The organism is Thermomicrobium roseum DSM 5159 (genome assembly GCF_000021685.1).
GTDB classification, from domain to species: domain Bacteria; phylum Chloroflexota; class Chloroflexia; order Thermomicrobiales; family Thermomicrobiaceae; genus Thermomicrobium; species Thermomicrobium roseum.
In genome coordinates, this window is record NC_011959.1 from 144,775 (window position 1) to 165,114 (window position 20,340).

A 20,340-nucleotide genomic window follows, 5' to 3' on the forward strand; every position below is an offset into this window, starting at 1 on the left:
CTCAGAGCTCCCTTCCACCGCCGAGAGTCAGGCCGCGAACGATGTACCGACGGAGAAATCCGGTGACCAGCAGAGCGGGGAGCAAGGCGAGCAGTCCAGCCGCTGCGACCTCCCCGTAGAGTTCTCCGATCGCTGAGCGGAGGCGCGGGAAATAGACCGTCACCATCGCGACATTCCGTCCGGCCAGCTGATAAGCGAACACGTACTCGTTCCAGATCGCCAGGAATGCCAGAATGGCTGCAGCCCCGAGACTCGGCCACGACAGGGGGAGGACGATATGCCGCAGAATCTGTACGGGCGTGGCTCCATCCACGAGCGCAGCCTCTTCGATGTCGCGTGGGAGAGCATCGATGTAGTTGCGGAGAATCCAGACGGTAATCGGAATGTTGATGACCGTGTAGAGGAGAATCAGCCCATGATAGGTATCCAGCCAACCAATACGACGGTAGAGCAGATATAAGGGAACGATAACGGCGATGGGTGGAATGAATCGCTGGGAGAGTATCCACATGGCGAGGTGGTTACCGCCGACTCGCCAACGGGAGAGTGCATACGCTGCTGGCAGCGACAGGAACAGCGTCAGGCATGCACTCGCGGTCGCCACGAGAAAGCTGGTGAAGACGAAGGGAAGTACCGGATCGTTCGTTTGCGATCCGAGCCAGACATAGCGAAGATTGTCAAGAGTAATATGTTGTGGGTAGAGTAGGGCTGGTGATTCAAAGATCTCACCCCGCGGGCGAAGTGCAGTGATGAGTATCCAGTAGATCGGTACAATGCAGAATAAGGCAAAGATGATCATGGTCGCCCAAATCAGTCGGTGACGGAGCCGCCTCCCCGTTGAGCGGATCGGTCGGGCTACTTCAGCCGGGACGATGGGATACGGCCCGGTCGTTGCTTCGCTGGTGCGCATGTCCCCGTCCTTTGGTTCTGCGACCGCCGATCAGCTACCAGCATGATAATGGAATAGCATTGGCATGTCAATAGGGTTGAGGTACGTCTTGTGGCGAGCGCGACTCGTAGTACTTTCTGTGTCACGACTGCTGGGGAGACCACTTGTCGCCCAGCAAATTCGCGTGAGAAGACGTGCCGATTTTGAGGGGGCACAGCTCGACAGTTCTGCTGCTTCGGACCGATGAGCCAACCATCGAGGCAGTCGGTCTGCAGGCAGAGATGGTGCATGCGTACTTGAACAGGATGCTGAGACGCGGTGGCAAGCATCGTGGCGCCTTGGGTTGCGCGCGTGGTGTGTACCACGGACAGGCTTCTGAGTTGGTTTGGGGCACCCTGCTCCGACCGGGGAGGTACCGGGGGCTCGCTCACTCGGGGGGCACTAAGGTCTCCAACCTCAACAGCGCGGCGACCACCGAGCAGGATGCGGGCACCATCACGGACCGCGCGCTCGACGAACCCTTCGACACGTGCCAAGTGCTCGGGATGAATCAGGGGCGCAACGATGACGCGCCGCGATCCCGGGTCGACCCGGGATCGCGAAGGTGGCAAGGGCGACAGTCCTCGGGTTATGTCCGCTCGGCAGCTTCGATGATCTCACCGTCCTCCCAGCGAGGATCCTCGGTCAGGAGAGCGCGGAGCGAGCGATACCTTTCGTCCTGCTTGGGGTCAGTAGCGTTCTTCCGGTAGCTCTCGCGGTCCGCGAAGATCGCGACACCGATCAGTTCGTCGCTCGATCGATCAGGCTGAAAGAGATAGCCAGCATGAAAACCCTGTACCCGGGGGGCTCGTTCCCGGTCCCATTGTTCGAAAAGCTGGCGTATGGTGGCCTTCTGACCAGGCTTGGGATGCAAATGAAAGATGCTTCCATACATTCGTCGCCCTCCTTTCTCGTGTGGCGTAGTCACCGGCGACTCGATCGAGGTGCTGGAGGAAAGGCGTTCGTGAGACCAGGCAGTGCTGTTCGTCTGCTCTTCAACCTTCCGCGATTTCGAGAACGTCGCCCCCGCCGGACACGATTCTGCGATGGCCGAGGTTGTCCATCGTTGACTGCCAGCCATCCGTTACAGCCGCGAAGGCAGCAGCCTGTTCCGCAGTATCCCATAGGATGATGCCGAGTGTCTGACTATCGGATTGCTGAATGAGATAGTAATGGCGGAATCCTGCTGCCGCACGGAGCTGTGGCCAAAACTCGTTAGCCGCCCGTTCCAGGGTCATGGCTCTGGTTGCGGCGTCCATTTCCCGGACAACATAGGTCGCATACATTGGAGACCTCCATGGTTTCGTCACGGCTCGACTTTCGAACGATACCCGCTTTGTCCTACCATCTGTGGAGCAGGACAGCGTCATCCCCTGGCCAGAGAGTAGCCGTCTCTTTGCCATCTCCGCCGGTCAGTGGCAGGCAGCGCTTCCGGAATCGGTGAAATTGGCTCCAGGGATCGTAACGAACTCCCACGAGTAATGGTCGGGGTAGAGTTCGAGCCGTAGCACACCAAAGGTCGTGTCAGTCCCGATGGCGCTCGTGGGAAGGGGGTTGCCCAGCGGCCGGAGACTGCGCCCACCAGTCCCGACGACGAACTGCATCGTCCCATGCCGAGGATCGGGGTGGCCGTCGGCGTCGAGCGGCTGAAAACGCTCGTAGTCATGGTCGTGCCCGCTGAGGACGATGTCGACGCCGGACCGGACCAAGAGGCTCCAGATCGGCTGCATCGACTCGAAGCTCCCGTGCTCACCCGAACTCCAGCGCGGATGGTGCCAGTACGCAAGCGTGCACCGTGCTGGATGGGTAGTGAGGTCCGCTTTCAGCCACTGATACTGTGGCGACTTCTCGTCGCATCCACCGACCGGCTTGCAATTCGAGTTCAGGACGATGATGTGCCATTCCCCCAGGTCGTAGGAGTACCATCCCTGGCCGGGAAGGCCTGCCCGCGCACCGAAGTACTCGAAGTACGGCCCAGCATCGCGCGAGCCGTATTCATGATTGCCGACCGCCGGGCGCAGGCGATCCTTCAGCGGACCATAAAGTGGATCGAAGCAGCGAGCGAACTCCTCCGGTGTCCCGCGCTCGTAGACGACGTCGCCGAGCAAGGCGATGATCCCTGGTTGCTGCGCCAGGAATGCGGCGATCTCGTCGTCCTGTTTCGATCGGCACGTCGCTGCATCTCCCACTGCCCACAGGATGACTGGTCGAGCTGGCGTCGCAGAGGTGGTTGTGATCGCTTCGGTCGCGTGCGGCGTGATTGTGGCCGCATGGCTGGTGGTGCAGGCGGCCAGGAAGACCAGCGCGATGATCGAACACCGGAGACGAGACATCAGGCGCACCATGGTTGGTTCTCAGCCTGCGATCGGCTGGGTGTCGAGCAGGACGTCGTCGAAGCGGACATCGAAGGTACGGCCTGTCCTGTTCTCTCCCAGTTGGAAGCCTCCGATCGGGTCCGTTCCGAGATTGCCACTGATGGAAGCGATCTGCATGCCATCGTACCAGAGTTCGACTGTCCCGCTGGTACTCACGACGACGTGCAGGAGCAGCGTGTGCCAGGTACCTGGTGAGACAGCGACAGTCGTCGTCGTACTCTGCCCGGCAATGTCGTTCCGGAAGCCGAGCTTACCGGTACTCGAGATGAAGACGCCACCGAGCGAGGTGCCTGTCGGGGTGCGCAGCTTCAGGAGATAGACTGTATTGGCACCTTGCGTGGCGACGAAGAAGCGCACGCGAACGTGGAGATCGCTCGCTGAGTTCGGAAGCGCAGTGATGGCGTAGGCGGGTGTGCCGCTGGTGGAAAGGGCTTGGGCAGCATATGTCCCCGCATACGGATCGGTCGTCGTGAGCGTGAGTCCGCTCACGGTGGTCCAGGCGTTCAGGGTGCCGGACTCGAAATCGTCGGCGAAGAGCACGAAGCGACCGGTCGTTACCGAAACAGGATCGCTCTGCGCTGAGGCGTTGCCGGCCCGGTCGCGCGCAGCCACGGTATACGAATAGGTCGTGTTCGGTTGCACAGAGCTATCGACGTAACTCGTGGTGTCGCCGACCGAGGTGAGTAGCGTTCCGTCGCGGTAGATCTCGTAGCTGGCGATTCCATTCGCGTCGCTCACGCGTTGCCACGTGATCGTGACTTGTCCGTTACCGGGCGTCGCGCCGACGCCAGTCGGAGCTGGGGGAGGCGTCACGTCGATCGTCCACGCCCAGCTTGCCGGTGTGGGATCGACATTGCCGGATGCATTCACTGCGGTAACAGTGAAGGTGTGCGCACCTTCACTGAGGTTGGTGAGCGTGAGCGGGCTCGTGCACGGAGCGGGTGCCGCTCCGTCCAGCTGGCATTGGAAGGTGGCGCTCGGATCGTCGGAATGGAAGGCGAAGGACGCCTGGGTGCTGTTGGTGAGGAGCGGCGGTGTTTCGGTGAGCACGGTTTCGGGGGCAGTGGACGTCGCGGTGACTTCCCAGTTGAAGGTTGCCGGTGTGGGATCGGTGTTGCCAGCGAGATCGGTTGCGGTGACGCTGAAGGTGTGCGTGCCGACCGCTAATCCTGTGTAAGTCACCGGGCTCGTGCAGGGTTGTGCGGGAGCGCCGTCCAGGCTGCAGCGGAAGGTGGCGAGTTCGTTCGCTGTGAACGAGAAGGTCGCTGAGGTCTGGTCGGTCGTGCTCGGGGGTGCGCTGGTGATCGTCGTCTCGGGGGGAGTTGAGTCGGGTGGCGCATCGATCGCTGCTGTGTCAGCGACGACCTCGTCGAAGCGGACATCGAAGATGCGACCGGTGCTGTTCTCGCCGAGCTGGATAGCCGTCGCCTGGTTGGCTCCGAAGTTCTGGAAGCTCTGGTGAATGCGTATCCCGTCGTACCAAACTTCAACGAAACCATCGGGTCCAGTGCGCACGTGCGTTTCGAGCGTATGCCACGCCCCGGTGGTGACGAGAGTCGTGGTCGACAGCGCTTGTCCAGCGATGTCGTTGCGAATACCGAGGCGACCAGTACTGGTCAGGTAGACGCCGCCGAGCGAGGTTGTGCCGCGTCGCCACTTGACCAGATAGACAGGATTGTTTCCTTGGCTGACGAGCTGGAAGCGGATGCGGTAAGAAAACTCGCTGACAGGACGAGCGAGATTTCCCAATGCGTAGGCGGGTGTGCCGCTGGTGGAAAGGGCTTGGGCAGCATATGTGCCCGAGTAGGGTGCATCGGTCGTGATCGTGAGGCCGCTGACGCTGGACCAGCGCACAAGCGAACCGCTCTCGAAGTCGTCCTCGAACAGGCGCAGGCTGGGCGTCGTCACCGTCGCTGGCACCGAATCGCTGGAGACGTTTCCAGCGTTGTCGCGGGCGCGGATGGTGTACTGGTAGGTCGTCGCTGGCTGTACGGTCGAGTCGGTGACGCTCGTGACGGGTCCCAGCTGCACGAGCAGGGTACCATCGCGGTAGACATCGTAGCCGGCGATCCCGCTCGCGTCGGTCACGCTCGTCCAGGAGAGACTCACCTGTGTGCTGCTCAGCGCGCTCGCCGTGACGCTGCCCGGCGCGGGTGGCGCGGTCGTGTCGATGGTCCAGGACCAACTCGCCGGAGTGGGATCGGGAACACCTTCGCCGTCGATCGCGCGCACGGAGAAGGTATGCAGTCCCTCGGTGAGGTCGCTGAGCGTCCACGGGCTCGCGCAGGGCACGGCAGGGGTGGCATCGAGTTGGCACTCGAAGCTGGCCGCAGTATCGCTCGAGCTGAAGGTGAACGTCGCGGTGGTCTGATTGGTGAGTGCCGGTGGAGTGGTCAAGAGAGTTGTCTCCGGGGCGATCGGTGCAGTGATCTCCCACGCGAAGCTGGCCGGCGTCGGATCGGCGTTGCCGGCTCGATCGACCGCAAAAACGCTGAAGGTGTGCGGCCCAGTCGCGAGGTTGCTGAACGTGACGGGGCTCGAGCAGGTTTGCCAATCGGCACCGTCCAGGCTGCATTGGAACGTTGCTGGCTCGCTGGCAGTGAAGGAGAACGTTGCCGTGGTCTCCGCGGTCGATAGCGGTGGCGTGCTCGTCAAGGTCGTGTCAGGGGGCGTCGTGTCCGGTGGCGGAGCAGCCGGAGGCGTGACGAGTACGTCATCGAAGCGGACGTCGAATGTACGCTTGGTTTTATGTTCGCCGATCTGGATCTGACCGACACTGCTGGAGCCGAAGCTCTGTGCCGAGCTGATGAGCTGATTGCTGTCGTACCAAAGTTCGACACGACCACCCGAGCCGGTGACGAGGCGAAGACGCAGCTGGTGCCAAGCGTTCATGCTGACGGAAGCGGTGGTGGTGATGGTCGTGCCTGTCACCTCGTTCCGGAAGGCGAGAAGGCCATCGGCAGCGATCTGAACGAAGCCGAGACCGCCGCCGGTTGGCTTGAGGAGGCGTACCAGCGTGACTTGATCATTCGTGCCACGCGCTGCGAGATAGAACCAGGTTTCGACTGTGACATCCGTTTGCGCCGAGGGCAACAGAGTTCTGGCATAGGCGACAGTCCCTCTCGTCGAGAGGGCGCGCGCGGCATACTGCCCGGTATGCGGTTGCAACGTCGTGATCGTGAGACCACTCACTGCGCTCCAGCGACTGAGCGTGCCGCTTTCGAAGTCGTCGGCGAAGAGCGTGGTCCTCGTCGAAATCGTTACCGGTGCGCTCGCCGTGGAACGATTCCCGACTGCATCGAGCGCGACAACCTGGTAGGAGTACGTCTGGTCAGGTTGTGGGGTGTTGTCCAAGAACGTGCGTGTGGTACCGGGAACGATCCCGATCACCACACCATCGCGTAGGATCTCGTACGATGTGACGGCATAGTCATCCGTTGCAGCGTCCCAGGAGAGCGCCACCTGCTGGCTGGAGACCAGGGTCGCGCGAAGGCCAGTCGGTGCACTCGGCGCCATGGTGTCGTTGGGACCATGGCATGCGACGGTGGTGCTGTCGCGTACCTGCCCAGCGAGATCGACGAAGGCAAGATCAGCCCGGTCGGAGAAGAGCGAAGCAGTTAGGACACCGTACGCGGAGGGTGGCTGATCGAATCCTGCAGCGACGCGCGAGTCGCTCCGGGCGAAAGCACGGATGCCATGCCCGCCAGTACCGATCACCAGCTGGACGATCCCGTTGGGGTGCGGTTGGCCGTCCCGGTCGAGCGGCATCCAGCGCTGATAGTCATGGTCGTGCCCGACGAGCACGAGTTCGACACCGAACTGAAAGAGGAGTTCCCAAATCGGTTGGAGAGCAGGAGTATCTCCCTGTGGGCCGATACTGAAACGCGGATGATGAAAGAAGGCGATGGTACAGGCATCGCGGTGTGCTTGCAGGTCACGGAGCAGCCATTCGTACTGCGGTGTCCCCGGTCCGTATTGGCCGAACTGGCTGTTGGAGTTGAGGGCGATGATGTGCCATCCTCCCGCATCGAGGCTGTAAAAATCCGGCGGTGACTGCCAGTAGCGGACATAGCCTTCAGCGACTCTACCCTCGTACTCGTGATTGCCGACGATCGGGTTGGTGATCGAGCGGTAGGCCGAGAAAAGCTGTCCGTTCAGGCCGTAGTAATTGACGAACTCGGTGTAACTCCCCTTCTCATAGAGATCGCCGAGATACAGGAAGAGATTGGGCGATTGCGTGCCGATCAGTTGGGCCACTTGCGCCGAGTACGTTCCGTCGTCACCCCCATCCCCGACGGCGACGACGCGGAAGGGTTGCCCAGCGGGCGGAGTCGTCCCGCTCGTCGGTTGGAAGCCAGTAGGGATGGGTGGCGGACTGCTCATGCCGTTTTGCAAGAACAGCGTGATACTCGTCGGTGCGCTGGTGAAGCCGTCGCTCATCAGTGCGGAAGCGGAGAGGGTATGCTGGCCGTCCGCCCACTGCCGGGTCGGAAGACGGAAGGTATAGGGAGAGAAGAACTCGGTGAGCAGATACGTGCCATCCAACGAGTAGATCAGGCGTTGCACGCGAGGTGCTGCCCCACTGGTCGTCACGCTGGCGGTGACCGTGATGTCGCCGGAAACGAACGCGCCGCTCACCGGTTGAGTCAGACAGACCGTGACGAGGTACGTGCCGGTGGAAGGGCCACTCGTCGCGCAGCTCGCTGCTGCCGCAGGCTGTGGTCGTGCTCCGAACAGACCAGTGACGAGCGCGCAAGCGAGGAGAAGAGGCGGGAGGCGACGGACTCGTCGCATCGAACGGATATGGAGCGACTGCTCGCGGCCATCGTTCATGTGGGGAATCCCTCTCGCCAGCCAGTCGATGTGACATCAGCTCCTCGCGCAGGTGCGCGGGTAGACTGGCCGCACCTGGCTGTGCTCCACTCAGTATGCGGAGACATCATCGCCAAGTGGTTGGTCAGCCGGTGGCTAAAAAGCTCTCACCGAGTGTTCAGTCGACAGAATGCGAGGATCTGCCGGCATGGCGACGAGAAGGGCCTGCGGGTCGCTCATCGATAGCCGACCAGGGCGAGGGTGCTATCGTGCTCAGCGCATGCTTTCCACGGCACGCAGGATCGCGGCGGCGAAGTCGTCCGGGCTGACGCCTGGCGATTGCAAGCCGAGTGCGCGATAGACGTCCCGAACTCGGGCCGTGAGCTCCTCGCGGCGCAGGGCGAGACCGCGGACAGCCTGTTCGATGGCTGCCAACCCCAGTGCCGGTAGGAGCGTGAAGTCACCGCTGATGCTGATATCGTCGATGCGGCCCCGGTGCGTCCGCACGATCACGCGGATGAGGCCGCCAGGTACCTTGAGTGCTGCCTCGTGCAAGTGCACATCGGCATGGATCTTGATTCCCGATTGGCGGAGCCCACCCTTTTGGTACAACCACTCTTCGGAAGCGAACCGCTCGTCGAGTTCAGCGGCCATCGCTTCTTCTTCCGGGGTCAGCGTGCCGAACTCGATTTCTGCCCCGAGTGCCGCCGCACAGCATTCCAGATAGGTCTCTACGACAGCGTCGCGATCTGGGAGCGTTCCGAGTTCGCGATGCATGGTGGTCATGTACTCCTCGAGACTCTCGAACACCTTATCGCGCATCTTCTCCGAGGCGACCTTGAGCACGCGCGCCATCTGCCGTGTGTCGAAATCGAGCATCAGGCTGCCGACGAGAATCTCAGCTTCCCCGATGCTCGCGGCACCCGTTCCGCCGATCTTCCGCCCCCGTACGTGGACATCGTTGATCGGTCGCCACGTCGCTTCGATTCCCCAACGACGGTAGGTTTCGACGAAGGGGCGGACGTACCAGGCGAAACGCTCCTCCAGGCGAAGCGGCACCAGCGCGCGCGGAAAGATCCACTGGGTGAAAACCTGGTGCTGATCCAGATACACAGCCCCCCCACCCACCTCGCGGCGGATGACCGGGAGGCCCACGCTCCGGCAGTAGTCGAGATCCACCTCGCGCTCAGCATCCTGATGGAAGCCGATCGACACATAGGGGGTGGTCGGTGAGACGAGCAGGATGGTCGGTAGCGTGTCGGATCGGAAGGTGTACCCGACGGCGTGGTAGACACTCTGGGAGCGGATTGGGTCGACCAGACCGAGATCGACGACGCGGACACGCACCGTTTCCTCCTTTCAGTCACTCGGCACAGCGGAAGCAGTTGAGATCCAACGCATCGATCCGCGCACGATAGCGGGTGAACGCCTCCTCGCCGGTGACGAGTTCAGCGAGTTCCTCAGGGGCGAGCGGGCGGACTCGCACGAGCCAGCCTTCACCGTAGGGGTCGCGGTTGGCGATCAGGATGTCGCGCTCGAAGGCTGCCTGGTTCGTCTCGACGAGTTCGCAGCGGAAGGGGGCCGGGAAGGGGCCGACCCATTTCCCGCTCTCGATCGTGGCCAGCGCACGCCCGCGCTCGACGATGGTGCCGGGTCGGCGGAAGCGAATGGCCACCAGTTTGCCTGCTCGCGTCTGGGCTGGATCGGTCATTCCGAGCGTGGCCAATTCTCCCTCTCGGCGCACCCAGACGTCGCGCTCGACATCGTAGAGCAGGTCGAGCGGGATGACGCAGCCGCGATAGACGCGAGTCGTTTCGGCAAAGCTCACGAGCAGGAAATCCCTTCCTGTTCCAAGACCTTCCGGTAGGCTTCGACGGCCTCCGGACCGGTTACCAAGAGTTTCGACTCGTTTTCCCAGTCATCCGGCCGCAGGCGGGCGAACCATCCGGCCCCGTACGGGTCCTGATTGAGGAGTTTGGGATCAGCGATCGCTGCGTCGTTGACCGCCACGATCTCGCCGGAAATCGGTGAGGTCACTGGGCCGACCCACTTCCCGCTCTCTAAGGTTCCGGCACTCTTGCCGCGCTGGACCTTGCGCCCCACGCCACGTGGTGTCACGCTGATGATCGTCTTGGCGAGATGTTGCGCGACGTCGGTAATGCCGATCGTCACTGTCCCATCCGGCTCGGGGCGGGCCCACACATGCTTTTCCGGCCAGTAATACCGATCCTCTGGGATCGAGCAGCCGTGTACCTCAGCCATCTCTCGCCTCACCTTCCGTTTCATGTTCCCCGCGGATATGGTGGAGGAGTAGGTCGAACAACACCAGGCGAATCTCGTAGGCGTACTCGTCGAGGAAGCCTGGATCGCGCCGTGCCTTGCGCAGTGGTTGATCCCAACTCGCACCGCACAGCGGACAGCGTACCGTCGCGATGGCGTACCCCGAGCGCTCGTGCCAGCTGAAGGCGAGTCGGTCGGCGTGCGCCTCCGCCAGGTGCACGTGAATTGTCGGCCGGTCACCCGCGAAATCGCAATACGGACAGCGCATGCTCACGACTGCGTGCTCCGTACCAGTTCCAACCACGCGCCGACCTGGTCCAGAGTGCATCGGATCAGTGTGTCCAGCCAGTCCCGGAGTGCATTCCCCAGCGCCGTGAGCCTGGCTGCTTCGCGCTCCAGCTCCAGCGCCACGAGTCCCGCCTGCGCGAGTTCGCCCAGGCGCACGTGGAGCGCGATCCGCTCGAGCGGGAGCTCCGCAGCGAGTTCTGCCAGCCCGGTGGCTTCCTCGACCGACAAGTGACGCAGCAGGGCCAAGTTCATGGGGTCGCTCGCTGCACGCAGTGCCTGGAGCACGAGTGCTTCGCTGGCATCCTGGAGAACGTGCGGTTGTTCGGTGAGCTGATCCAGCCAACCAACGAAGGCACGCTCCCCTTCCAGCCGGTCGAGCCGATCCAGCGCCCGCGCCAGGACACGAAAGCGCTGTGCGAATGCACTGGCCAGCTGGTCAGGGCACCCTGCACTCACGAGCGTTCCTCCGTAGCGGCGAACACCGGTGCTTCCTCGAAGCCAACCGCGCTGGCCACGAGCCGGGCGATGTCGGTGACGACCAGCCGCCCTTCGTAGCCCGTCGTCTTGACGGCGTCACTGTACATAGCCATGTCCTTCGGGCAGGCGACGACGAAGTAGCGGAGATCCTCACCGAGCTGCACTGCTTCGCGGATCCGCTGCTCGCTCGGTCGCTCCTCGCCGTCGCTGGCCATCCAGATCTGACCACCACCAGCGCCACAGCAGTACGTGTTTTCCCCGTGTCGCGGCATCTCGCGGAGTTCTGCCCCGAGTGCCCGCAAGATCCGGCGGGGTGCTGCTGTGATCCGGTTGTAGCGGCCGAGATAACAGGGGTCGTGGTACGTGACTGCCGCCGCGAGTGGCTGCCGGACGGTCAATCGCCCATCTTCCAGGAGCTGTGCGAGGACTTCCGTGTAGTGATAGACCGGTACGGAGAAACCGAAGGCGGCGTACTCGTTCTTGAGCGCGTTGTAGCTGTGCGGGTCCGTGGTGACGATCGCTCGGAACTGCGCTTTCTCGAACGCGCGCAAATTCTGCTCGACGAGCAGCTCGAACAGCCCTTCTTCGCCGACGCGACGCACGTCGTTCCCGGCATTGCGCTCGTCCTCGTACAGGAGGCCGAAGTCCAGGCCGGCCGTGTGGAAGAGCCACGCCACTGTCTTGGTGTTCTCCTGCATCCGCGGATCGAAGGAAGCGAAATCACCGACGAACCACAGGTATTCGACCGGCTCCTTGCGCGCGTCCTTGATGGTGAAGGGAAGTTCTTTGGCCCAGCGAGCGCGTTGGCGTGCTGGTTTCCCGAACGAGTTGCCATAGCGTCCGAGACTCTCCAGTGCTGCTTGCAGGTTGGGATCGAGCGGATCTCCCTGGTTGACGAGGGCACGCCGGATATCGATGAGATCGAGCATCGGGCGGTTGCCGACCGGACAGATCCGGACACACGCTGCGCAGGTCGTACAAGCCCAGACCGCTTCCTTGGAGGTAGCGATCTCGAGTAAGGGCGGCGAACTCGTCCCATCAGCGAAGGCACGCAAATTCCGGTTCAGATAATAGCGCTTGTTGATTTCCAGTGCGGCGGGACTGAGTGCGCGCCCGGTGCCATGTGCCGGGCAGACGTCCTGGCAGCGGTTGCACATGATGCAGGCGTAAGCATCGAGGATTTGGAACCAGCGCAACTGTTCCAGCCGTTCGCTGCCCAGCTGGCCGTCGCGGGCGACCGGTGGCTCGAGCTGCCCCAGAGGACGCTCCTCGCGCAAGATCAGGTTGAGCGGAGCCATGAACAGGTGGATGTGCTTCGAGTAGGGGAAATAGGGCAGAAAAGCCAAGATCAGTCCGAGTGCGAGCCACCAGGTCACGTGGCTGGCCAGGGCGAGCGTCTCGACTTCCCACCCGGTGAAGAGTCGAGCGACCAGACTGGCGGTCGGCTGGCTCCAGTCAGAGTGCCTGCTTTCGGCGATGCGCACAGCTTGCCCGACCCAGCGTGAGCCCACGTGCAAGAGGATGAATCCACCCACGATTGCCGAATCGCGCGCGATCCCGAACCGAACGCTCGGGAGGAGCAGGACACGCTCGTTGAAGCGGAAAGGTCGCAGGCCGAAGCGGCGGAACAAGAGCCCGATCATGCCGACGAGCGCTGCCACGCTCAAGAGATCGGCGACGAGATTGTAGGCTCCGGCGATGCCGCCCCGATGCAGGGTCGTGAAGCCGGTGAATCCCTCGAGGATATCGAGGATATTGACCAGGCCGTAGAAGACGAAAGCGAAGAAAATCCCGGCATGCAGCAAGCTCACCCACGGACGCGCTCGGAAGATCGGCCGTTGCAGCAGGATGTCGAGACTGACCGGGACGACGCGCCGCACGAAGAGCGACCAGCGTGGCCGACCCTGTCCGCGTCCGATGGCCCGCACGAGGCGTGAGACACCGTGCGCGGTGAGCAGGAGCGAGACGAGAGCCAGGAGAAGGAACGCGATCCGTTCCGGTGTGCTGAGCACGGGATCAACCCTCCAGTCGCTCCAGCAGCGCCTCGGCGACCTCGAAGAGGTCGGCGACTGCTCCATAGTCGGCGACGGTGAAAATCGGCGCCTTGGGATCCTTGTTGATGGCAATGATCAGCTCGGCATCCTTCATGCCTTCCAGATGCTCGGGTGCGCCGCTGATCCCGAGCGCGACGTAGAGCTTCGGCTTGACCTTTAGGCCAGATTTGCCGACTTGTCGCGAGCGCGGCAGCCAGCCGGCATCGACCAGCGGGCGGGAGGCTGCCAGCACGGCGCCGAGCGCCTGAGCGAGCTGTTCGGCCAGTTCGAGGTTGTCCTTGCTCTCGATTCCGCGGCCCACCGCTACGATCTTTTCGGCTCGCGTGATGTCGACGTCGGCTGCTTCCGGTCGTTCCAGCGCGATGACGCGGCTACGCAGTTGCTCGAGTTCAGCCGGTGCCGGCACTTGCTCGATCGTTCCTGGCGGACCCGGTGATGCGGCGTCCTGCGAGAAGGCTCCGGCGAGCGCGCCGATGATCGCCGGTTCGTCGCCCAACGCCACGTCCGCCAGGATCTTGCCGCCGAAAAGCTGGGCGGTGGCGATCCACTGTCCGTCGCGTGACTCCAGTGCCCGGCAATAACTGACCAGCGGCCAGCCGAGACGAGCCGCCACCCAGGCAGCGATGTCCATCCCGAGCGACGTGTTCGGCACGAGAGTCAGCTTCGGTGGAGCGTCGGCCAGCAATGCAGCGAGTGCCCGCGCTGCGGCCTCCGGTGCGAGATAGCGGAGGGAAGGGTGGTCGAGGATCGTCACCCGGTCGGCTGGCAGGCGCTCGGAAAGCTGCCTGACCTCCGACCCCAGCAAGACTGCGTCGACCATCGCGCCGTCCTCGTCCGCCATGCGGCGCGCGACGCCGAGCAGTTCGTAGGTCACATCGGTCGGTTCACCGTCGAGGTGTTCGACGAGCACGGCGATCCGCTGGGCCATCGTCCTCCTCCTCGCTCACAGCAGTCCGCGGGCGCGCAACAGCTCGATCATTCGCTCGGCGATCTCCGCTGCGCTTCCGGTCAGGAGCTCAGCTTGGCTGGCTTCCTCAGGTAGACGCAGGCGCTCGACCGCGACACTCGGTTGGGTGGGGAGTTCGACTTCGATCTCCTCGATCGTCGCCTCGCGCATCACCTGCCGGACGCGGCTGACCGGGACGTAGCGTGGCGCCTGGCGAGCCGCTTGAATACCGAGGATGGCGGGGGGTTCCAGTTCGAGCAGCAGGGTCATTCCGCCCCAGAGTTCCTTACGAGCCCTGAGACGGCCATCACTGAACTCAGTGCCGATCACCACGCTGGCGTGTGGCCAGCCGAGCCGTGCGGCGAGTGTCGGTGCGAGTTGCCCATCCAGATCGTCCGGTGCCTGCACACCGGTCAGCACGAGGCGCGGCGCCAGATCGCGTAGGATCGGTGCCAGGATCTCGGCTGTCGCACGGGTACTCAGCCAGGTCTCTTCGAAATCACCGACCAGCTTGATCGCGCGCTTGGCCCCCTTGGCGAGCGCCGTGTACAGGGCTTGATCGAGTTCCCCAGTGGTATCGATACCGACGGCGATCACCTCGTCGCCGCTGGCTTCGGCCAGCAGCAACGCCTCTTCCAGTGCGTGGTCGTCGTACTCGTTCAACACGTAGGTTACGGTGTCGCGGTCGAGTTCGTTCCCCGAGGGGGCGATAGCGAGTTCCTCCACTACATCCGGCACTTGCTCCAGGATCACCGCGATCGTCATGCTGTTGCCTCCCCGATCATCCCCATCGCCTCGGCCAGAAGCTCAGCGATATCGCGGACACGCAAGCGTCCCTCGTTTCCGGTCGACTTCACGGCATCCTCGAAGCGGGAGACTTCGTACGGGCAGCACACGACTAAGGTGTCGGCACCGGTGCTGACCGCTTCGAGCACGCGCTCCTCAGAAAGGCGCCGGCGCTGATGGCCAGCCGCGAAGCTGTCCAGCCACATGCCACCTCCACCGCCGCCGCAGCAGTAGGAGTTCTCGCGACAACGCAGCATCTCGACGAACTCGATGCCGGGAATCGCCTGGATCAGCTGCCGTGGTGCGTCGTATTCGCCGTTGTGACGGCCGAGGTAGCAGGGATCGTGGAAGGTGACGCGGTAGGGCAGCGGGCGAACGAGGAGCGGCTGCAGGCGCGAGAGCTCGCGGGCGAGGAGCGTCGTGTAGTGCCAAACGTCGTATTGTCCGCCGAGCTTCGGATAGTGCTTGCGGAAGGCATTGAGGGCATGCGGATCGGTCACGACGATGTGCTGAAACTCGTACTTGGAGAGGGTACGGATGTTCTCCTCGGCCAGCATCTCGAACAGCCCGCGCTCACCAGCCAGTCGCTGCGAGTCGCCGGCACACTTCTCCTCGCGACCCAAGATGGCGAAATCGAGACCGAGCGCGTGGAAGATGCGGGCCAACGCGATCGAGGCGTCGATCCCGCGCGGATGGTAGGAGGGGTAGCACTCGACCCACCACAGCCACTCGACCGGACGCTGGATCTGGTGCAAGATCGGCACGGGTACGCCGGCGTCCTTGACCCAGGCTTCGCGCTTGCGGGCCGGTTGCCCGAGCGGGTTTCCGTATTTGGCAGTGTTCTCGAGCGCCTCCTGGAGTTCGCTGGGGATGACGCGCCCACTCAGCATGGCGTGCTCGCGGGCCGCGGGCATGATCTGGATCATATCGACCTGCTTGGGGCAGACTCGGAGACAGTTGGCACACGTGGTGCAGAGCCAGAGGTCGGGCGAATCGAGGAGGTTGATCCCGGTCTGTGCCCGCCGGTACAGCTTGCGTGGCCCATAATCACCGACCACGTCGACCGGGCAGACCGGGACGCACTTACCGCACTGGTAGCACCAGGCGAACGATTCCCCACTAGGCAAGCGAGCGATCTCTTCGATCAGCTCAGGGGTATAGTCCCAGATGACGCGTTGGCCGAACATCCGGTTCCAAGGACCGGAAATATCGACCCCTTCGACGATCGCGGTTTCTCGCTCCCAGACTTCCTGCACCTTTTCCAGGCTCGGATCCATCGTCAGCTCCTTTCACGAGCGGACAGCGCGTGCTCGGCCGAGACCCAGCAAGCGCCGCGCGAGTTGTGGGAGAGGCGGCAGGAGCCGATTGAACTCCCGACTCAGGCGCCAATTGGTGATGCCATAGAGATAGACGCTGTAGGCCAGCGCGAGAAAGGCGTCGGTGACGAAAGGACCGAGTTCCGGATCGTCCGCGAGGTCATGAGCCACCAGCCCGCTGTTGCGGCCCAATTCCGTGCCCATCGCGACGAGCGGGCGCAACTGGCGGTACTGAGCGCCGACGCTGCGTCCCTCCAGGGCTCGCGTGGAGGAAGCGAGGAGCGGGAGGATACCGGTGCCGTGCTCGATGTCCCACAGCCAGCGGGTCCACAGCCAGTAGCGGGCCGGTGCTCGCAGGTGAAGGACGCCAGTGGCCAACTCCAACGCCAATCGCCGATCCAGGTCGCTGCAACGGGCCAGGAACTCGTCGAGCCGCTGCTCGACCGGCTGTTCCTCGCGGAGGAGCAGCGGGAGGGCAGCGCAGGCCTGTGCGCGGGCGGCCTGCTGCGCGAGTGTTTCCGCCTGGCGAGCCGTTGCGGTTACAGCGCGGGTCAGCTCTTCCCACCCGCGTAACTCGCCTCGTTCGACTTCGCGGGCGATCCGTTCGACCAGCGGTGCGAGATACTGCCGTCGCCCTGCCAGTTCCCGGGCGATCGCGAGCACATCGTCCGGTGATACTTGCTCGAGCCCTTCCCGGAGCGTCTCGGCCAGTTCCGGGTCCTCCGGGCCGGTTTTGGGCTTGATGAGATGGCTGGGACGCAGCGGTTGACCCATCGTTGCCTCCTAGCGCCCGCGGATATCTCGGCCCCAGAAACCGACACCGAACAAGGGACCGAGCAGGCAGAAATCGAAGACACCGGCCGCCAGCGGCACGAGGCCGATCACGACCAGAACCCAGCCCCACGTCCCTTGGACGACCAGGAGGCCGAGCAGAATGAGGACGATGCCGACGACGATCCGCAAGAGGCGTCCGGCCCCGCTGGCCATGAAACTGACGAAGGGATTGCGCTTGGCTGGCAGTGCCATCCCGCTGCTCCTTCCTGTATCCGGTGAAGCACCCGTGCGTCCGCGGAGCTTCATCACGTTCCGACCAAGGCTTGGCGCGCCGTCGCGACCGCTCGTGCCGCAGCGAGACCGGCAGTAGCGAAGGTATCGTCCAGGTCAGCTGGTCGGGCCGCAGCACCGACGACGTAGATTCCTGGTCGGGAAGTCGCGACCGGGTCGAGACCGGAGGGTCCGCCGGCCTCGATGTAGCCGTACTTGTTCTGGGCGATGCCCAGCAACTTGGCCATCTGCCGCGTCCCGCTGCTCGGCTCCATACCGACGGAGAGGACGACCAGGTCGACCGTGATCTCCATCGGTCGACCCATCGTTGTGTCCTCCCCGCGGATCAGCAAGCGATCCCCCTTGGGCAGGATCTCGCTGACGATCCCTTTGACGTAGTTGACCTTGTAGCGTTCCTGAGCCGGCCAGTACAGCTCGTTCTCCCAGTAGCCGTACATGCGCATGTCGATGTAGAAGATGAAGACACGGGCGTCGGGCAGCTGTTCCTTGATCTCGATCGCTTGCTTGGAGGCGATACCGCAGCAGACTTTGGAGCAAAACTCGTTCCCGATCTGCCGGTCGCGGGATCCGACGCACTGGATGAAGGCCACTCGTTCCGGGGGTTGCCCATTGGAGGGGCGGACGACCTGGTGGGCCTTGAGCATCGCCTCCATGTCGCTCAAGGTCACGACATCAGGGAACGAGTAGTAGTTGTACAGTTGCGTCTCGCGCCCCGGATCGAAGTGTTGGAAGCCGGTGGCGACGATGATCGCGCTGACTCGAGCCTCTCGGCTGCCAGTGGGCGTGCTCACCGTCACTCGGAAATCGCCTGCCTCCCCCTCGCAGGCGGTGACCTCGCTCCGGGTCAGCACTTCGATGAGGGGGTGATCGGTGACCGCGGCGACGAGCTCGCCGATCGCCTCTTCGGCATCGCGAAAGTGGTGCGTCAGCTTGGCATACCGTTCGGCATCCGGTGTGCCACCCAGTCGACCTCGGCGCTCGACGAGGAGCACTGGATGACCGAGCGCTGCAACGGTGCGGGCGGCCTCGAGCCCACCGGGGCCGCCACCGATGACCAGAATGGGACGGGTCGTCTCCTGCACGGCTTCCCCCTCACCGCGTCACGATCGGCTGTTCAGCGTCTTGCCAGGTCAGACCCGGCTTCTCACCGCGCTCGATCGCAGCCAAGTCCTCTTCGAACTCGGTCCAGTAGCGCTCCCAGTCGATACCGAGCTTCTCGAGCAGCGGTCGCCAGTCAGTCGAATGCCAATGCAACTGGAGCACGCGGAACGGATGCGCCCCCATGGCGAGGGCGGCCACTTGCGAATCGGCTAAGACCGGGACACCGACGCGCCGCTGGTGGGCTCGCGCGGCGAACTGGCTCTTGTCCAGCGTCGTGACGCACCCCGTGTCGTGCGTCACCGTCATGTCTGGATTGGCTTCGTCTTTCATCACCTCGATCTTGCGCAGAACGGCGAAGGAACGAGTGAAGTCGCGCTGGACGAGGATGTGACGGAAACCGAAGCCGCAGCAGTCGAACCACGTGGAGTAATCAGCGACCGTGATGCCCAGTGCCTGGAGCAGCGCCGTCACCGTCGCCGTTCGCTGCCCACCGTAGATATCCGGGTCGTAGATAGCGTCTTCCGCCACGATCTTGTAGTAGTGGCATGCAGGATGGACACAGGCGGTGATACCGCGCATGTCGATGACTTGCCGCTCCGCAATCCGCTGGCGCATCACGTGCACCCACTCGCTGTAGTGCACGATCTCCTCGGGAACGACGAGGGGTTTACCGAGTTTGTCGAGTACGCGACGGACTTGATCGCGCAGTTCCTTGTGATGCACCAACTGTTCGCGGAGTTCCTTGTAATGGCCATAACTCGTGCCGCAGTGGATCAGCGGGTAATAGCCGGTCTCGTAGGCGGCCGCGAAGTTCCGGCACATCACCAGGAGCTGGGCGACCGCATTGGAAGTCGCTGAGGCGTAGTAATTCCAGCCGGTGCAGGAGGTCTGGTCGGTGGGATCGAGGTAGTCGATCCCGAACTGTCGGTTCAGCCACAGAATGGAGGTCGTGTAGCCTGGAATATGACCGCACTGACCACACGACTTGTGGTGCCACAAATGATCGATCGGCACCTTCTTCGTGCGTCCGTACTTGGTCGTCACCTCGACATACGGTTCGGGAACCCGCTGCACGATCAGCTCCCCGCGAGCCTCCAGCTCGAACAACTCCTCGCGGAGATCCGGTCGGGGCGCTTCGGCCGGATTGGGACGGACTGGTTGAGCCTTCTTCTCGCGAATCTCGACGAGCGGAAGCATGTACTCGCTCATTCCACCGCCTCCAGTTCCTCTTCCATGATTTCGACCAGGAGTTCGTAGAGACCTTCGTCGACCTCGCGGATCACCTCCATGTTTCCAGTCTCGAACCAGATGGTGTAGAGCTCGCGCAGAGTCTTGTCGTCGGTCCGCCAGGCGGCATCGGTCACGTTGCGCAGCGTGTCGACGGGAATCGCCTTCCGCCAGGCTGTCATGTTGCGGCTGAATTCGCGCACCCATGGTCCCCAATCGGGGAAGAAATCGGGCTGGAGCATGTCGGGGGAAACCTGATTCCCCTTGAGCATGATCTTGTAGATGACCCGGCTGTACCCTTGGAGTGCCTGCTGAGCGCGCTCGAGCCCATGGCGGACAGCGACTTCGCGCATCAGGGTGACCAGCCCGCCCGGATTGTTGCCACGCGGGCAGCGCACGCAGGAGAAGCACTGGGCGCAATTCCAGATGTCTTCCATGAGGATTTCGTAGAAGCGCTCGACGTCCTCGCGGGCGAGCGCTTGCGCGATGACGCGAGGACTGAAGTCGTAAAAGCGAGCCGAGGGGCAAGCGGAGACGCAGATGCCGCATTCATAGCATCCATAGAGGAAATCCGGATAGCGGGGATCGCTCTTGACTTCTTCGAAGAGTTCCCGCTTGCGTTCTTCCGGAACGTCAGCGTAGCGTTGCCCGCTTTTCGTCGGGCTCCAGGTCGCGACGCTCATCG

General features: G+C 63.2%; 19 protein-coding genes. All 19 read right to left on the bottom strand.

Features of this window, described 5'->3' with window-relative positions; genetic code table 11:
• Window position 1: 1 nt before the first annotated feature.
• The gene (locus TRD_RS00660) at window positions 2-910 is read right to left on the bottom strand and encodes a carbohydrate ABC transporter permease (protein WP_012641550.1); all 909 of its coding nucleotides are present in this window, start codon (window positions 908-910) and stop codon (window positions 2-4) included.
• Between the two features lie 607 nt (window positions 911-1,517).
• The gene (locus tag TRD_RS00665) at window positions 1,518-1,823 is read right to left on the bottom strand and encodes an antibiotic biosynthesis monooxygenase family protein (protein ID WP_012641551.1); all 306 of its coding nucleotides are present in this window, start codon (window positions 1,821-1,823) and stop codon (window positions 1,518-1,520) included.
• A gap of 100 nt (window positions 1,824-1,923) precedes the next feature.
• Window positions 1,924-2,214 carry a hypothetical protein gene (locus TRD_RS00670; protein ID WP_012641552.1) on the bottom strand — a complete coding sequence of 97 codons (291 nt, stop codon included), beginning with the start codon at window positions 2,212-2,214 and terminating at the stop codon, window positions 1,924-1,926.
• Between the two features lie 126 nt (window positions 2,215-2,340).
• Window positions 2,341-3,261, bottom strand: coding sequence for a metallophosphoesterase family protein (locus TRD_RS00675; RefSeq protein ID WP_052294023.1), 921 nt, complete (start codon window positions 3,259-3,261; stop codon window positions 2,341-2,343).
• 21 nt (window positions 3,262-3,282) lie between these two features.
• Entirely contained in the window at window positions 3,283-8,136 is a 4,854-nt protein-coding gene (locus tag TRD_RS00680) for an Ig-like domain-containing protein (protein ID WP_012641554.1), read from the bottom strand.
• A 252-nt stretch (window positions 8,137-8,388) separates the two neighbouring features.
• On the bottom strand, window positions 8,389-9,462 hold the full coding sequence (locus tag TRD_RS00685; protein ID WP_012641555.1) for a lipoate--protein ligase: 1,074 nt from the start codon (window positions 9,460-9,462) through the stop codon (window positions 8,389-8,391).
• 16 nt (window positions 9,463-9,478) lie between these two features.
• Window positions 9,479-9,943, bottom strand: a complete 465-nt coding sequence (locus TRD_RS00690) for a biotin/lipoyl attachment domain-containing protein (RefSeq protein WP_012641556.1) — start codon at window positions 9,941-9,943, stop codon at window positions 9,479-9,481.
• Entirely contained in the window at window positions 9,940-10,377 is a 438-nt protein-coding gene (gene gcvH / locus TRD_RS00695; RefSeq protein ID WP_012641557.1) for a glycine cleavage system protein GcvH, read from the bottom strand. The genes TRD_RS00690 and gcvH overlap by 4 nt, the downstream gene beginning before the upstream one ends.
• Window positions 10,370-10,669, bottom strand: coding sequence for a hypothetical protein (locus TRD_RS00700; protein WP_012641558.1), 300 nt, complete (start codon window positions 10,667-10,669; stop codon window positions 10,370-10,372). The genes gcvH and TRD_RS00700 overlap by 8 nt, the downstream gene beginning before the upstream one ends.
• On the bottom strand, window positions 10,666-11,139 hold the full coding sequence (locus tag TRD_RS00705; protein WP_012641559.1) for a winged helix-turn-helix domain-containing protein: 474 nt from the start codon (window positions 11,137-11,139) through the stop codon (window positions 10,666-10,668). Before TRD_RS00705 ends, TRD_RS00700 begins: the two co-directional genes overlap by 4 nt.
• Window positions 11,136-13,172, bottom strand: a complete 2,037-nt coding sequence (locus tag TRD_RS00710; protein WP_012641560.1) for a heterodisulfide reductase-related iron-sulfur binding cluster — start codon at window positions 13,170-13,172, stop codon at window positions 11,136-11,138. The genes TRD_RS00705 and TRD_RS00710 overlap by 4 nt, the downstream gene beginning before the upstream one ends.
• Before the next feature lie 4 nt (window positions 13,173-13,176).
• On the bottom strand, window positions 13,177-14,142 hold the full coding sequence (locus TRD_RS00715) for an electron transfer flavoprotein subunit alpha/FixB family protein (protein WP_012641561.1): 966 nt from the start codon (window positions 14,140-14,142) through the stop codon (window positions 13,177-13,179).
• 15 nt (window positions 14,143-14,157) lie between these two features.
• Window positions 14,158-14,925, bottom strand: coding sequence for an electron transfer flavoprotein subunit beta/FixA family protein (locus tag TRD_RS00720; protein ID WP_012641562.1), 768 nt, complete (start codon window positions 14,923-14,925; stop codon window positions 14,158-14,160).
• Window positions 14,922-16,223, bottom strand: coding sequence for a (Fe-S)-binding protein (locus TRD_RS00725; protein WP_012641563.1), 1,302 nt, complete (start codon window positions 16,221-16,223; stop codon window positions 14,922-14,924). The genes TRD_RS00720 and TRD_RS00725 overlap by 4 nt, the downstream gene beginning before the upstream one ends.
• 12 nt (window positions 16,224-16,235) lie before the next feature.
• Entirely contained in the window at window positions 16,236-17,036 is an 801-nt protein-coding gene (locus tag TRD_RS13410; RefSeq protein WP_012641564.1) for a hypothetical protein, read from the bottom strand.
• Window positions 17,037-17,045: 9 nt separating this feature from the next.
• Complete coding sequence (locus TRD_RS00735) at window positions 17,046-17,288, bottom strand: YgaP family membrane protein (protein WP_012641565.1); 243 nt, start codon at window positions 17,286-17,288, stop codon at window positions 17,046-17,048.
• A 53-nt stretch (window positions 17,289-17,341) separates the two neighbouring features.
• Window positions 17,342-18,409, bottom strand: a complete 1,068-nt coding sequence (locus TRD_RS00740) for a CoB--CoM heterodisulfide reductase iron-sulfur subunit A family protein (RefSeq protein WP_012641566.1) — start codon at window positions 18,407-18,409, stop codon at window positions 17,342-17,344.
• A gap of 10 nt (window positions 18,410-18,419) precedes the next feature.
• Entirely contained in the window at window positions 18,420-19,637 is a 1,218-nt protein-coding gene (locus tag TRD_RS00745) for a heterodisulfide reductase-related iron-sulfur binding cluster (protein ID WP_012641567.1), read from the bottom strand.
• Window positions 19,634-20,338, bottom strand: coding sequence for a 4Fe-4S dicluster domain-containing protein (locus tag TRD_RS00750; RefSeq protein WP_012641568.1), 705 nt, complete (start codon window positions 20,336-20,338; stop codon window positions 19,634-19,636). Before TRD_RS00750 ends, TRD_RS00745 begins: the two co-directional genes overlap by 4 nt.
• Window positions 20,339-20,340: the final 2 nt, after the last annotated feature.

Coding starts and splice junctions, on each gene's coding strand:
- TRD_RS00670 (WP_012641552.1), bottom strand. CDS start 2,214: ATGTATGCGACCTATGTTGTCCGGGAAATGGACGCCGCAACCAGAGCC.
- TRD_RS00750 (WP_012641568.1), bottom strand. CDS start 20,338: ATGAGCGTCGCGACCTGGAGCCCGACGAAAAGCGGGCAACGCTACGCT.
- TRD_RS00720 (WP_012641562.1), bottom strand. CDS start 14,925: ATGACGATCGCGGTGATCCTGGAGCAAGTGCCGGATGTAGTGGAGGAA.
- TRD_RS00680 (WP_012641554.1), bottom strand. CDS start 8,136: ATGAACGATGGCCGCGAGCAGTCGCTCCATATCCGTTCGATGCGACGA.
- TRD_RS00725 (WP_012641563.1), bottom strand. CDS start 16,223: ATGGATCCGAGCCTGGAAAAGGTGCAGGAAGTCTGGGAGCGAGAAACC.
- TRD_RS13410 (WP_012641564.1), bottom strand. CDS start 17,036: ATGGGTCAACCGCTGCGTCCCAGCCATCTCATCAAGCCCAAAACCGGC.
- TRD_RS00735 (WP_012641565.1), bottom strand. CDS start 17,288: ATGGCACTGCCAGCCAAGCGCAATCCCTTCGTCAGTTTCATGGCCAGC.
- TRD_RS00665 (WP_012641551.1), bottom strand. CDS start 1,823: ATGTATGGAAGCATCTTTCATTTGCATCCCAAGCCTGGTCAGAAGGCC.
- TRD_RS00660 (WP_012641550.1), bottom strand. CDS start 910: ATGCGCACCAGCGAAGCAACGACCGGGCCGTATCCCATCGTCCCGGCT.
- TRD_RS00715 (WP_012641561.1), bottom strand. CDS start 14,142: ATGGCCCAGCGGATCGCCGTGCTCGTCGAACACCTCGACGGTGAACCG.
- gcvH (WP_012641557.1), bottom strand. CDS start 10,377: ATGGCTGAGGTACACGGCTGCTCGATCCCAGAGGATCGGTATTACTGG.
- TRD_RS00745 (WP_012641567.1), bottom strand. CDS start 19,637: ATGAGCGAGTACATGCTTCCGCTCGTCGAGATTCGCGAGAAGAAGGCT.
- TRD_RS00675 (WP_052294023.1), bottom strand. CDS start 3,261: ATGTCTCGTCTCCGGTGTTCGATCATCGCGCTGGTCTTCCTGGCCGCC.